Annotated in this window: 7 protein-coding genes, 8 pseudogenes and 1 other annotated feature; of the genes and pseudogenes, 7 read left to right on the forward strand and 8 right to left on the reverse strand. The window is 59.6% G+C overall.

Annotated elements, in window-relative coordinates:
- Positions 1 to 704 precede the first annotated feature (704 nt).
- The 3 genes and pseudogenes from virD4 to NKJ73_RS33425 all read right to left on the reverse strand — a co-directional run.
- Positions 705 to 2,450 carry a type IV secretion system ATPase VirD4 gene (gene virD4 / locus NKJ73_RS33415; protein ID WP_023766569.1) on the reverse strand — a complete coding sequence of 582 codons (1,746 nt, stop codon included), beginning with the start codon at positions 2,448 to 2,450 and terminating at the stop codon, positions 705 to 707.
- Positions 2,451 to 2,697: 247 nt separating this feature from the next.
- Positions 2,698 to 3,564: a hypothetical protein gene (locus NKJ73_RS33420; RefSeq protein ID WP_023766568.1), complete on the reverse strand. Its 867-nt coding sequence runs from the start codon at positions 3,562 to 3,564 to the stop codon at positions 2,698 to 2,700.
- 211 nt (positions 3,565 to 3,775) lie between these two features.
- A pseudogene (locus NKJ73_RS33425) lies at positions 3,776 to 4,078 on the reverse strand (transposase domain-containing protein); the annotation flags it as partial.
- 43 nt (positions 4,079 to 4,121) lie between these two features.
- Between NKJ73_RS33425 and NKJ73_RS33430 the strand changes: the two are divergent.
- Positions 4,122 to 5,556: pseudogene (locus NKJ73_RS33430) on the forward strand (IS30 family transposase).
- Here the strand turns inward: NKJ73_RS33430 and NKJ73_RS33435 are convergent.
- Positions 5,535 to 6,434 (reverse strand): annotated as a pseudogene (locus tag NKJ73_RS33435) (IS3 family transposase); the annotation flags it as partial. The pseudogenes NKJ73_RS33430 and NKJ73_RS33435 sit on opposite strands and share 22 nt — an antisense overlap.
- Positions 6,067 to 6,183, reverse strand: a sequence feature (AL1L pseudoknot). Its footprint overlaps the pseudogene before it by 117 nt.
- Before the next feature lie 285 nt (positions 6,435 to 6,719).
- Between NKJ73_RS33435 and NKJ73_RS34440 the strand changes: the two are divergent.
- Together NKJ73_RS34440 and NKJ73_RS33440 are read left to right on the forward strand one after the other, a co-directional pair.
- Positions 6,720 to 6,854 (forward strand): annotated as a pseudogene (locus tag NKJ73_RS34440) (IS6 family transposase); the annotation flags it as partial.
- An 83-nt stretch (positions 6,855 to 6,937) separates the two neighbouring features.
- Complete coding sequence (locus NKJ73_RS33440; RefSeq protein ID WP_352572607.1) at positions 6,938 to 8,857, forward strand: potassium transporter Kup; 1,920 nt, start codon at positions 6,938 to 6,940, stop codon at positions 8,855 to 8,857.
- A 127-nt stretch (positions 8,858 to 8,984) separates the two neighbouring features.
- Here the strand turns inward: NKJ73_RS33440 and NKJ73_RS33445 are convergent.
- The 3 genes and pseudogenes from NKJ73_RS33445 to NKJ73_RS33455 all read right to left on the reverse strand — a co-directional run bounded on the left by NKJ73_RS33445 (position 8,985) and on the right by NKJ73_RS33455 (position 10,516).
- Positions 8,985 to 9,690: pseudogene (locus NKJ73_RS33445) on the reverse strand (IS6 family transposase).
- Between the two features lie 50 nt (positions 9,691 to 9,740).
- Positions 9,741 to 9,895: pseudogene (locus NKJ73_RS33450) on the reverse strand (DUF1403 family protein); the annotation flags it as partial.
- A 243-nt stretch (positions 9,896 to 10,138) separates the two neighbouring features.
- The gene (locus NKJ73_RS33455) at positions 10,139 to 10,516 is read right to left on the reverse strand and encodes a flagellar export protein FliJ (RefSeq protein WP_352572609.1); all 378 of its coding nucleotides are present in this window, start codon (positions 10,514 to 10,516) and stop codon (positions 10,139 to 10,141) included.
- Positions 10,517 to 10,810: 294 nt separating this feature from the next.
- Here NKJ73_RS33455 and NKJ73_RS33460 point away from each other — a divergent pair.
- The 3 genes and pseudogenes from NKJ73_RS33460 to NKJ73_RS33470 all read left to right on the forward strand — a co-directional run bounded on the left by NKJ73_RS33460 (position 10,811) and on the right by NKJ73_RS33470 (position 12,333).
- Positions 10,811 to 11,540 (forward strand): annotated as a pseudogene (locus tag NKJ73_RS33460) (IS6 family transposase).
- Entirely contained in the window at positions 11,537 to 11,716 is a 180-nt protein-coding gene (locus tag NKJ73_RS33465; protein ID WP_352487759.1) for a hypothetical protein, read from the forward strand. Before NKJ73_RS33460 ends, NKJ73_RS33465 begins: the two are co-directional and overlap by 4 nt.
- Positions 11,716 to 12,333 (forward strand): hypothetical protein, encoded by a 618-nt coding sequence (locus NKJ73_RS33470; RefSeq protein ID WP_352572610.1) that lies wholly within the window; start codon positions 11,716 to 11,718, stop codon positions 12,331 to 12,333. Before NKJ73_RS33465 ends, NKJ73_RS33470 begins: the two co-directional genes overlap by 1 nt.
- A gap of 105 nt (positions 12,334 to 12,438) precedes the next feature.
- On the opposite strand, the gene NKJ73_RS33475 is transcribed toward NKJ73_RS33470, so the two are convergent.
- A complete protein-coding gene (locus NKJ73_RS33475) occupies positions 12,439 to 12,843 on the reverse strand; it encodes a phosphopantetheine-binding protein (RefSeq protein ID WP_081730999.1) in 405 nt (134 codons plus the stop codon).
- Here NKJ73_RS33475 and NKJ73_RS33480 point away from each other — a divergent pair.
- Positions 12,794 to 12,931, forward strand: a pseudogene (locus NKJ73_RS33480) (DNA-binding response regulator); the annotation flags it as partial. The gene NKJ73_RS33475 and the pseudogene NKJ73_RS33480 overlap by 50 nt on opposite strands.

The raw sequence follows: 12,931 nt of genomic DNA on the forward strand, positions 1-12,931 counted from the left end.
GTTGGCCGCGTGACAGTGAGCTATGCTGGAGATTGGGGTGACGAGGCTGATCAAGCCTTCCAACAGTACCAGCCTGATCAATTACGGCGAGAGCTACCGGTCCGGAGATCGCATCAGCCCCTCTCTGCATATGCACGCGGCCGCCTGAATTGCCGATTTCGCTCAGCTGCTGCTGAATGGCGACGGCTTGCGGCGTATTCAGGGCCCTCTGCGTCTCCGCTGGCCACAACAGCGCTGGTGAATGTTCATTGTTGGGACGACTCACTCGGGTGGCAGGTGGTTGCCCTGGTCAAGCTCATCCGGCGAAGGGCGGATCTGCTGTTCGCTGGCAGCCAAGGCTGGGGGCGGCGGCCCGAATTCCGGCGTCGCAGAGCTTGCGAAAGCCTCCGACACGCTTCTGTTGAGGTCATCCCGTCCATCGGGCATCCCTGGGTTGCTGAAAAAAGATGAGGCGGCTTGATGATCCTGCCCTCGCTGAAGCACCTCGCGAAACCCCCTGTTCCAGTCGCAGAAGCTCCTCTGGATTGGTTGGCGGCTCGTCAGCTCGACCATCGAACAGCGGCCGGAGCGCCTCGGACACGTGCTGCTCAAAGCCCACTCGCCGGGCTTGGCCCGCTTGCCCCTCTTCCAAGCCGGCGTCCTGCACCTGCGACAAAGCTGTTACACGGGATGGATTTTTTCGCGGGGTCCACACCAGCCTCACATCAAACTGTATCGTCAAAGTCCTGCGCCAATTCACACAGCGGGTCATCGAGTTGAGATTCGGCGGAGAGCGCCTCCTCTGCTCCCGTCAAGGGCGCCGGCTCCGGGAGGGCGCCTGTCTGGCTTTCAAAGATGCGTTTCAGAATGCGATCCGAGAAATAACGCACCTTCCTCAATTTTAATGGTGGCAGACCTTTGATAAGAACAATCTCGTAGTCGTCATCGAGCAGCCGAACCTGTTCGGGACGCAATAGCGGTGCACCTTGATGTGAATTCTGAATGGTCCAGTCGAACGTTCGCGCCTGGCTGTGGGAAATCGATTTGGCTTCAAACGTGTATTCACCGATGGCCTTGGAAATGTAGTTCGGAGTCTCGTCATCAGCCGTGGCCATGAACACTTGCAGTCCGGTATTGCTCAGAAAATTCTGCTTGCCAGCCTCTCCATAAGCCCCCGTCAGTGCCGAAAGGCTTTGGATGATGAGCATGAAACGCCCCTTGTAGCCCGCGATAGTCGTGATTGCGGTCTCGATCGCCTCCAGCTTACCCAAGTGCTTGAACTCGTCGAGCAGGAAGAGAACCTCGTGCTTTTCATCCCGACGGGCCAGCGACCGCTGCAGAATTGAAACGATTTGCTGAAAAAACAAGCGTATCAAAGGCGCGATCACCTCAAGGTCGTTCGGACCAACGCAAAGATAGATGCACGTTCTGCGACGGCGAAGATCATAGACCGAAAAGTCCGAGCGACTTGTGGCCGCCTTTACAGCGGGATCCGCCCACAGGTTGAGCCCGCCATCGCCGAGCACGGAAGTGTAGGAGGTTAGGATTTTCGTATCGTTCCCCGCCATGTCGTCGAAGATGCGTTGTGCCTCTTTGTTCTGGGTCTCCATGGCGAGTCGCGCGAAGAGCTTAAACTTCTCCCCCGGCTGGGCGAAGAGGTCATAGACGGCGCCGATTGTTGGCGTGCCCCGCTCGATGCAGGCAAGGATTCCCGCGACAAAGATATCTCGCGCGCCGCTGACGAAACCTTCCGCGCCCTCCCCCTTGGCCGTAATCAGGTTTGCGGCCAAGCGGCGGGCTTCGGTGAATTGCTGCTGTGGAGGCAACGCTATAAGATCCAACAGCGGATTGTAGCAGTTTGTGCGCCGCTCCGAATCCAGCGGCGCGAATTTAAACACGTCGTCACCTGCGGCTTTGCGCGCCCTCGAGGTGAGCTCAAAGAGCTCCCCCTTGACGTCCAGAGCTATCACCGAGCCTTTGAATGTAAGTAGCGTTGGAATGACTATGCCGACGCCCTTGCCAGCGCGGGTCGGTGCAACGATGAGGCTGTGAGGCTGCTCGCCATTGGTCAGGTAGTAGCCAGGCCAGAAAGGGCCACTTGTCTTCCCAAACACCGGCCCTGTCACGCCACGGTATCGTCGCAGATATCCCGTGCGTCGCATTTCATCCACTCGAGCCCAACGAGCCGTCCCGTGGTGTTCGAGCTTGCGGCGCAATACGATCTGCTGAATCAGCAAGACGACCGCGGACGTCGAGAGCACGATAGCCGCGCCCCGATAGAAAACGGGGGTTGCGAAACCCAAATAGAAGGGCGTCTCAAACCAAAAGGCACGGACATCAAACGCCATCAGAGCCTCGCCGCTGCCGCCGTGGCGGAAGGTTGCGTAAAGACTTGCCGCACAGAAGCCCACGGCGAGTGAGCACGCGATGCTAATGGCTATGTTGGGGGGCGTCGTTTTTGTTGAAAGCATTGTTCCATTGCCGGATTAGCCGTAGCTAATGCTGCGCGTGCTTCAGAGACCGAACCGGCGTCGCGCGATGTCGCCGCTCGACAGATCGATGCCGCAGTGGGTGGTGCGATGCTTGCAGCGCATCACCCGGCAGACGTGGGTTTTGAAAGTTACACTAAGCAGGTACGTCAACGGCCAGCGAATTGGAAACGGCAAGGCCGTAAACGGATTTCGGGAGAGAAAGCGTCACTGTACCATGGCCGAGACCTCAACGGCCGGAGCGATCTCTGCTTCTGGTGGCCTCCATTAGGTCCTCTCGGGCGTGATTGAAGGCGTGGTTTATGGACCGCCCGATTTGAGCACCCCGCTGCAGCTGTTCATAGGAGGTTTGCGGGCCTACTGTATCACGGACTGCAGCCTCAATACCTGCTATGTGGCCGTCCAGATTCGCACTCCGTTCCTCTGCTGCATGCTGCGGCGGCGGCATGTGCGGCAAGATGTCTTGCATGCCGGGAAAAACTGAGTGAGCTTGGGCCTGTTGATTTGCGTCTAACTGTTGATACATGTTGAGAATAGCATTGGATGCCATCATCCTGACATTGCCATCCGGATCAGAAGAAGCCAATCCAATGGCCTGATCAAGAATGCGAGATTTGTTTTCGTCAGTAAACTTACTGAAGTGTGGCGCAACGTAATAAGCTCCGAGAGCTTGCGACGGCGGATCCATGTTGCCAATGCGATTAACAATAGCATCTTGCAGCCCTGGCGTTAGGTAATCGCCTAGATTACTGGCCGCTCCGACTTTCTGCAATGCTATGTCATCCGTGCTGTACCCCAATTCGGCTGTTAATGTCGCGGCCAGATCGATGGCTGATCGTCCAAGCCGATTGGTCCGCCTTTCAAATCTCGCGAGGTCAGTTTCTGGCCCGGGTTGAGTGCCCCGAACGGCTGTTCGCTCGTGCGTCCCGAGGCCTTTGAAGCCCCCAAGATTTCGCGCTGTATCGCGCGGGTTAGCGGTTACCAGCCGTTCTGCAACATCGCTCAATGGCCCCTCTGGAACGTCACGGAGGCTACTGCTCCCCACGCCTTGAGATGATCTTGCAGCTGCACGTGCCCGTTTGTTATCGCGATCCATTGCTCGCCTCCAAAGTAGTTATTCTACCCAATGAGGTTACCACCGAAGCTTGACCTGCTAAACCGATATGATGTTACAGTTGTAGTATGGCAAAGGGTTCCCAGCTCTGTGGGTCTGCCAAGTGCCCGTCCAAGCCGAAGAAAATACGATGAAGCTGGCATCAAATGCGATGTGAACTGCCCCGGGCATTCCGGTGGCCGTTTCGTTTGAGTCACGCGGCTATGGCTGGTTCATCCAACATGGCGTAGTAGCGTTCCTCGGCTTCGGCCGGCGGGATGTTGCCGATGGGCTCCAGCAGCCAGCGATTGTTGAAGCAGTCGACCCATTCGAGCGTGGCGAACTCGACGGCCTCGAATGAGCGCCAGGGTCCGCGTCGATGGATCACCTCGGCCTTGAAAAGACCGATGATCGTTTCCGCGAGAGCATTATCGAAAGAGTCGCCGACACTGCCCACTGCGGGTTCGACGCCGGCCTCCGCCAAGCGCTCGGTGTATTGAATGCTGACGTGTTGGGCGGATTCAACCGGTCGTCGCAACACCAAGGGATTGGAGGTTGCAATGACGGTTCACCAACGCGCTTCAGATCGGTGCACTCGAAAGAAGCTAGATTCGCCCGGGCGTCCGCCTGCCTGGCAGCGTGAGAATCGCTTCCGGTTCTGGCAAGCTATTGCCTTGGGACATTCGAGCGAGGAGGCCGCACTGGATGCCGGTACATCAACGCCTCTTGGTCCGCGCTGGTTTCGGAGTGCAGGAGGGATGCCGCCAACGCATTTGGCGCCGTGGGCGAAGCCGCCTTCGGGGCGATATCTTTCTTTCGGGAGCGCGAGGATATTGCGCTTGAGCTTGCCAAGGGAATCGGCATCCGGGCCATTGCTCGTAAACTAGGTCGGCCGCCGAGCACAATCTCGCGGGAGGTCAGGCGCAATGCCGCGACGCGCAGCGGCAATCTGGATTACCGGCCAGTGCCGCCCAATGGCACGCCGATCGTGAGTCCCGGCGGCCTCCTGGCAAGCTGGCGGTCAATCCGGCTCTGCGTGAATATGTTGAGGAGCGCTTGGCCGGCAAAGTCACCAACCCCAATGGCGCCTCATTCGAGGGCCCCAAGGTGGGTATGGAAAAAACGACAGAGCCGGAGGTGGTCGGCAGCCTGGAGCCCCGAGCAGATCGCTAAATCGGCTTCAGATCGATTACCCAGAGGATCAAACCATGCGGATCAGCCACGAGACGATCTATCAGTCCTTGTACATTCAAGGACGCGGAGCATTGCGCCGAGGACTGACCGCATGTCTGCGTTCAGGCCGAGCGTTGCGCGTACCGCGCGAACGCGCGTACCGCGCGAACGGGCCCGAGTTCGCAACAAGTCCTTCATTGGAGACGCCCTTATAATAAGCGACCGTCCGGCCGAAATTGCCGATCGGGCTGTCCCCGGACATTGGGAAGGCGACCTCATCCTTGGCCTCGGAAGCTAGGCGATCGGTACGCTCGTGGAACGAAGTTCACGCTTCACAATGCGTGCTTCACCTGCCGCGCATGCATGGCTATCAGCAGAGCCTGCGCATCAAGAACGGTCCACCACTTGCAGGCCACGGCGCTGAAGCAGTCCGCAGAGCCATAGCCCGATCCATGGGCAAACTTCCCGAGCAGCTGCGTCAGTCGCTGACTTGGGACCATGGAGCGGAAATGGCGCAGCAGCCGACCTGCGCATCGACACCGGGCTCGAGATTTACTTCTGCGATCCCCAAGCCCGTGGCAGCGAGACTCCAACGAAAACACCAATGGCTTGCTGAGACAGTACTTTCCAAAGGGCACGGATCTCAGTCGGCACACAGCCCGGGAACTGGACGCAGTTGCCCATGCTATCAACACAAGACCGCGCAAAACGCTCGGCTGGAAAACACCTGCCGAACTCCTCGACCAGCTCCTTGGGGGACAGTATGATGCCGGTGTTGCGACGATCCGGTTGAATCCGCCTTGGCTGCCTCTATCGCTGTGATGGATGAGCCCGCCTCCCCGCGCGGGCCGCCGATCATGGAGAGCCTGTTCCAGGGCATCGAGAACGAAGGCTGCATGCGCCGTCCGGCTCACCCGCCAGCCGACGATCCGACGGGCATAGGTGTCGATGACAAAGGCGACATAGACGAAGCCCGTCCAGGTCGCGACGCAGGTGAAGTCGGAGACCCGCAGCATGTTCGGCGCCGGAGCATGGAACTGGCGGTTGACGTGGTCGAGAGGGCAAGGTGCGGCCTTGTCGCTCACCGTAGTGCGGATCGGCTTGCCGCGGACGATGCCTTCGAGGCCCATGGCCTTCATCAAGCGGGCAACCGTGCAGCGGGCGACCTCGAAGCCCTCGCGACGCAACCGCCGCCAGACCTTGCGAATGCCGTAGACGCGGAAGTTCGCCTCAAACCCGTCGGACCTCATCCTTCGAGGCTGTATCCCATCTTGCCCGAGCCGACAGCCGGCAGGGGTCGACGCGCTTGGCGACATGGTCGTGGTAGGTCGACGGGGCGATCGGCAGCACCTTGCAGATCGGCTCAACCCCATGCGCCTTGCGGTGATCGTCGATGAACGCGATCGTGGCCTGAACCGGCGGTCGAGCTTCGCCTGGGCAAAATACGCGGAAGCCTTGCTCTCGTTGGCCTGCGAAGCTCGCGGCTCTCGCGTTCCAGAGCCTTCAGTTTCGTCGCAGCATCCGTGGGAACTCCGGCGCGCACGCCGCCGTCACGCTCGGCTTTCTTGCAGCCGATCTTGGCGGCGATCGATGAAACCGCCGCCCACCGCGACGTATGCTCGCGTTCGTGATCCAGAACCAGCCGCACCGCGGGGGGTCCGGACCTCGGGAGAGAACTTGTTGGTCGCCTTGCTTGTCATGGTTCCACCTTCTCAGGAGTTGGAGCCTCCGATCAACCCGGGGCGGCACACAACAAGGGTCACGGATCAATCTGGGCGGGAACCCTAGAGAATCAGCCCTCAGAGCCTTTGGTAATAGACCGACCCCTCGCACCTGTTTGGGCTGGGTGTACAAGTCAGGTTTTCATCAGGTTGGACGAGTATGTCTGGCAGCCAGAGCGCGACCACTTCCGTGCCCGCCCGCTCGTCTGGCAGACACACAAAGGAGAAAGATATGCCGTCAGCTACAAGCAGCGCCATCGTTTCCTGCCGCAGATCATCGCCCATCCGGTCTGGCCCTCCTTCAGGTCCCCTTTAGCCTGTGTCTCGTCGAGGAAATGGCCCGGGAGCGGGATCGTGGTTTCGTATGAGACAATCCGCCGGTGCGGCAACAAATGCGGTCCGCATACGGAGCCATTACCTCGCGGCACTTGATATTGCAGTGCAGCAAAGGTAGAGGGCCGCCCCTTATCGGAGTGTCGTCCATGGTCCTTACCAATACTGGTAGCGAGGCAGAACCCGTCGAACAGTCGAGCCATCCGGCAATCGAACAGCAAAGCCCCAAGGTGCTGATGCTAGGCGCGCTCGGCGTTGTCTATGGCGATATTGGCACCAGCCCGATCTACGCGTTCCGTGAGGCGCTGGTGGCGTCGTCGGGCGGCAATGTCGCCGAGCGCGGCGATATCCTCGGCGTGCTGTCGCTGATCATCTGGTCGCTGACGATCATCGTCACCATCAAGTACATCATGTTCGTGCTGCGCGCCGATAACGGCGGCGAGGGCGGCGTGCTGTCGCTGATGGCGCTGGCGCGCGGCAGTTTCCCCAAGCGTTCAGCATTGATGCTCGCTATCGGCATCGTCGGGGCATCGCTTTTCTTCGGTGACGCCGTCATCACACCGGCGATTTCGGTGCTGTCGGCGGTCGAGGGTATGAACGTCGTCACGCCGACCTTCCAACCCTATGTCGTGCCGCTGACATTGGTCATCCTTGCCATGGTGTTCGCGGTGCAGCGCTTTGGCACGGGCGGGGTGGGATTGGTGTTCGGCCCGGTGACCGCCGTATGGTTCCTGGCAATTGGCCTTTCCGGTCTCAACCACATCATCGCCGATCCAGAAATCCTGTGGGCGGTGAGCCCGCACTACATCGTCGCCTTCCTGATCAATTCGCCCGACGTCGCTTTCGTGACCATCGGCGCCATCTTCCTCGCCGTCACCGGCGCCGAAGCACTCTATGCCGATCTCGGCCATTTCGGCCGAAAGCCGATCGTGCTCGCCTGGCTGGCGATCGTGTTTCCCTGCCTGCTGCTCAATTATGCCGGGCAAGGCGCCTTCGTGCTGGCCAAGAACGGCGTCGTCGGCCATCCATTCTTCGAGATGAACGAAGGCTGGACGCTGATCCCGATGGTCGTGCTGGCGACGGCCGCGACTGTCATCGCCAGCCAGGCGGTGATATCAGGCGCGTTCTCGCTGACCAGGCAGGCGGTGCAGCTCAATATGCTGCCGCGGCTCGAAATCCTGCACACGTCGGAGAAACAGTCCGGCCAGATCTACATGCCGCGCGTCAATCTTCTGCTGGCGCTGGTGGTGATGATGCTGGTGGTCGGCTTCGGCGAGTCCAGCAGGCTGGCGTCGGCGTACGGTATTTCGGTGACCGGCAACATGCTGGTGACGACGGTGCTGCTCTATGTCGTCATGACGCGCATCTGGAAATGGCGGCTGTGGGTGGCAATCTCGCTTACGGCGCTGTTCGGCTTCATCGATGTCGGCTTCTTTGCCTCCAACATCGTCAAGGTGTTCGAGGGCGGCTGGGCCTCGCTGGCCGTGGCCTTCACCGTCGTGCTGGCCATGTGGACCTGGGTGCGCGGCAGCCGCTATCTGTTCGACAAGACCCGCCGCAACGAGATCCCGCTGGATTTCCTCGCCGGCAATCTGTTGAAGAAGAAGCCGCAGCTTGTGTCAGGCACCGCCGTGTTCCTGACCAGCGATCCGCTCAGTGCGCCAACCGCACTGATGCACAGCCTGAAGCACTACAAGGTGCTGCATGAGCAGAACGTCATCCTTTCGGTGGTGACCGCGCCGCAGCCGGTGGTGCCCGACAGCGACCGGGTCAAGATGGAGACGGTCAACGAGCTGTTCATGCGCGTGACTCTGACCTTCGGCTACATGGAGCAGCCCAACATCCCGCGCGCACTGGCGATCTGCCGCAAGCAGGGCTGGAAGTTCGACATCATGACGACCTCGTTCTTCCTCTCGCGGCGTTCGCTCAAGGCCTCGCCCAATTCCGGCATGCCGGTGTGGCAGGACCGGCTGTTCATCGGCCTGGCGCGCACTGCGGCCGACGCGACGGAGTACTTTCAGATCCCGACCGGGCGCGTGGTCGAGATCGGCACGCAGGTGACGATTTAGGGCATGCCGCGGTTGAGAAGAATCGGTGCTGTCACATTGATTGAGCGGTAAGGAAATTCAGGTAGCAGCGCGCCCGGCACTGTAAGTTTCAGCGGCTTGATGCAGCGATAGCTGGCCGGGACGGCTGTCACGCTGTGGCGACACACGCGATTTTGTTCCAGATTTGCATGGGGCGTTACGCAGGTCTCGATGTTGAGCCGATGACAGCGCATTGCAGGGAAAGTGAGCAGGTCGGCAATCGGATCATGGATGGAAACGAACCGCTGAAGCTGGCGTGCCGACTTGAAGCGTTTCATGATCCTTTCGCGTCGTCGGGTCGGCTGGTGCGAATTTTCCGCTCGATTATTCAGGCCTGTGTGCGACCGGTGTTCGACGCCGGGCATGAGGTCGCGCATGGCGGCATCATAGGATCGGAGCTTGTCGGTGATCATGATCCGTGGTGTCCGCCCTTGAGCTTTCAGCAACTTGCGCATCAGACGCTTTGCCGCCTTGGCATTTCGGCGGCTCTGTACCAGCACTTCGAGGACGAAGCCGTCCTGATCGACGGCACGCCAGAGCCACTGCTTCTTGCCACTGATAGCCACGACACATTCGTCGAGATGCCATTTGTCGCCCAGGCAGCCGGCTGATATTGATCTCCTGGGCGAAATGCCGTCCGAATTTCTCCGCGCAGCTTCGAACGGTCTGATGCGTGACGATGATGCCGCGGGCCGCCAGCATGTCCTCAACCATGCGCAGGCTGAGCGGAAAGCGAAAGTAGAGCCCGCGTGCGCAATGATCTCGGCGGGAAAGCGGTGGCGACCATAGAGCGGATCACGAGCAACTTCTGACATGGCCCAATGTACGCACATCTTCATAAGCTGTCGGTTGACTTTACGATGCCGCGCCAAGCGAGCAGCATCCGGCCGGCGGGGCCGACCCCGTCTCCCGGCCCTGAGCAGAACGGCATCGCGCAGGTGCCGCTTCATCCTCGACGCGGCCAGCCTGCTTTGCGGTTACCGCCGCCGCCGAAAGCGCCAGGCGTTGCCGCCAGGCGCCGGTCCGCCCGCAGCGGTTCGTTTCCACCGAGATCCGATTGCCACCAGTTCCACTTTCCCCCAATACCTGCGTAACGCCGCCATGCAAATCTGGAACAAAATCGCGTATGTCGCCGCAGCATGACAGCCGTCCCGACCAGCTATCGCTGCATCAAGACGCTGATATCTTTACAGTGCCCGCACGCCTCTCGCGCGCCAACGGCCAGTCGGGTGTCGCGAATGAGGCGCGCTGAAGCCATCCGGCTCAGCCGATCACGGCGCTTCGGTTGCCGGGTTCGAGGTCGTGGCCTCTGCCGCTGCGCGATTCTAGCATTTGCGCCTTGGAGAGCTCTGCTTCAGCCTCGGCGAGGCATGGCTCGGCTGCGGTTCTCTGCCGCAGAAGGTCCGATTGTGAATTCTTGACGTTGTCACGACGTAGGCGAGCGGCCTTGGCGAACGTCGGATAAGCGAAATGATTGACATCGGAGATGCCGGCCTTCGTTTCCTCGGCGTTTAACTGGAAGTCCAGTTCTCGCGCCATGCGTTCGAAATCGGCAATCATGATGTCTAGCTGGTGCAACTGTCGCCGCTTCTCATTCACCTGAAATTGCTTCAGTCGGACCAGATTACCTCGTGGCTTCATGACTCGGTACTCCGGTACCCATTTCGTCCAATCAAACCGCTCTCTCCCCTTAACGTTAGGCCTACAGCGACTCTCACGTTTTCTGCTGCGAGCGGAAACATATTTTCCAAAATCCTTGGCCGATGGCTATGAGTTCAATGGCATCGACAAGCATGCGAGCGGGGGACTTAAGGGGCGGTAAAAAAAGGCGGAATAGGGCGATTTTCACAATGTCTGCATATGAACGCGTTGAGACTGCGGCGGGCTTGACACACAAAGCAATCGTCAAGATTTGCGACATGGACGCCGGGGGGCATGAATACGCCCGCCGTCAGCTACACGCCCCCCGATTTCCGCCGCCTATTATCGCCCACGCGGTCTGGCTTTATTTCCGGTTTCCGCTAGCCTGCGCCTGGTTGAGGAAATGCTGCTGGAACGCGGCATCGTGGTTTCGTATGAGACAAGTCGCCGGTGGGGCATCAAGTTCGGGCTGGACTGCGCTCGCTGCTTGCGCCGCAACCCGCCGTGCCGGAATGATGTCTGGTACCTGAACGAAGTGGTCGTCACCATCGCCCGGCAAAAAGCTTTGGTTGTGGCGCGCCGTCGACCAGGATGGATATGTGCTGGACGAAATCGTGCAAAACCGCCGCAACACCAAGGCCGCCAAGCGCTTGCTGACGCGGCTGTTGAAGAAGCAGGGGCTCGCGCCGAAGCGCATGATCACCGACTAGCTGCGCTCGTATGGAGCGGCAAAGCGACAGGTAATGCCGGACGTCAAGCACCGGTCGCACAAGGGGTTGAACAACGGAGCGGAGAATTCCCATGTGCCGCCGCGAAAACGGGAGCGGATGATGCAGGGGTCCGATCGCCGGGAGGCCTGCAACGCTTCGTCTCGACCTTGTCAGCCCTCCGCAACCTCTTCGTCCCGCCCCGCCCCAAACGTTCTGCTCTCGCCATACATGTTCATCGCCTCAGCGCGATGGCGCTGGTGATATCACGACGCGTTTGTACCGCTCGACCTACGCCACAGGTGCCGACGCTGTGACGAGCTTCATCGGTCGCGTGTCGAGTGACGGCACCGGGGACAATTATCGTCGACCGCAGTCCATTGCCCAGACCAAGGCGCTTCTCGGCGTCGGCACGATGGCAAATCGCAGCGTCACGATCTCGGCCGCTGCCCCTTCTGGCGGCGTGGACGGTGATTTCTGGGTGCAGCCGTAATGGCCCTTTACGTCAAAGCCTCCGGGGTCTGGGGGGCGGCCAGCGCCGTATGGGTGAAAATCTCAAGCCTCTGGACCAAGGCTCGACAGGTCTATGTGCGCAGCTCGGGCGTCTGGGAGAAAATGTTCCCGATAGATCTGGTCTTCAATGGCACTCACGAAGACTCGACTGCCACGACCGTTTACACCCACACCAGCATTCCGCTTCTTGTCGCGCCACACGCTAATCGTCGTGTCATCGTGACAACTGAGACCACTGACACCGAAAGTGCAGTGACCGTCAACAGTATGACGATTGGGGGTGTGGCTGCCACCCTTCTCGCTCAGGTGGAAAGCATCTTCAATTCTGGTGTGGTCTATCTGTCAGTGTGGTCAGCCCTCGTGCCAACCGGTACGACGGCAACGATCGTGACCACGTATAGTGAGAGCGTGTTCCGTGACTACATGTCGGTCTATACGACCACCAATTGGGATGGTGTGGTGGGCACTGTTGCCTCTGACAACAATTCAACGGGTGGCCTGACAACGACCGTCAGCATTGGTGCCCTGGGCGCAGCGATCGCAATTGCGGGCAACGCCATCAAGGGGGCATCGGCACTGCGACATGGACCGGGCTGACCCAACAGTTCTCAAACACACCAGTCACGAATAGAAACCACAGCGGAGCAATGGCCATAGCTACCGCCGCCCAAGCTGCCCTCACCGTAACCTGTGCCTACAGCACTACTCCAGCACTTGCCGCACTGCTGGTGGTTCCGCGGTGCGCAACTCCTGACTGGCGACGGCGTCGGCGACATGCCTTACGGACTCGTATTGCCAGAGCTTGTAATCGTCGACAAACCAGCCAAGTCGGCTCTCGATCGCCGTAGCAAGCTCGTTATAGTCGAGGCTGTCGAGGCCGAGATCCCGCATTCTGGTTGTCATCGACACCTCTACTTTTTCGGCAACTAGAGCGTTGAGGGTTTTGAGAACCAGTTGTTCAATTTCAAGTAATGTCATCACTAATACATGCCTTTTGCTTGCAGATTCAGGTAATGCAACCCTGATCGGGGCGCAACCCCCAAAACGAGGTGTGCCGTTGAAACATGTTCTTGTCATTGACGATGATGCCGCAATGCGGCGCCTCATCGCCGATGCATGCCCTGAAGGTAACCGCAGTCCACGATAGCAAGCAGTTTGACTATGTTCTTTCACGTGAGCCAGTCGATCTCGTGGT

The organism is Mesorhizobium sp. M0074 (assembly GCF_040322975.1).
Taxonomy (GTDB): Bacteria; Pseudomonadota; Alphaproteobacteria; order Rhizobiales; family Rhizobiaceae; genus Mesorhizobium.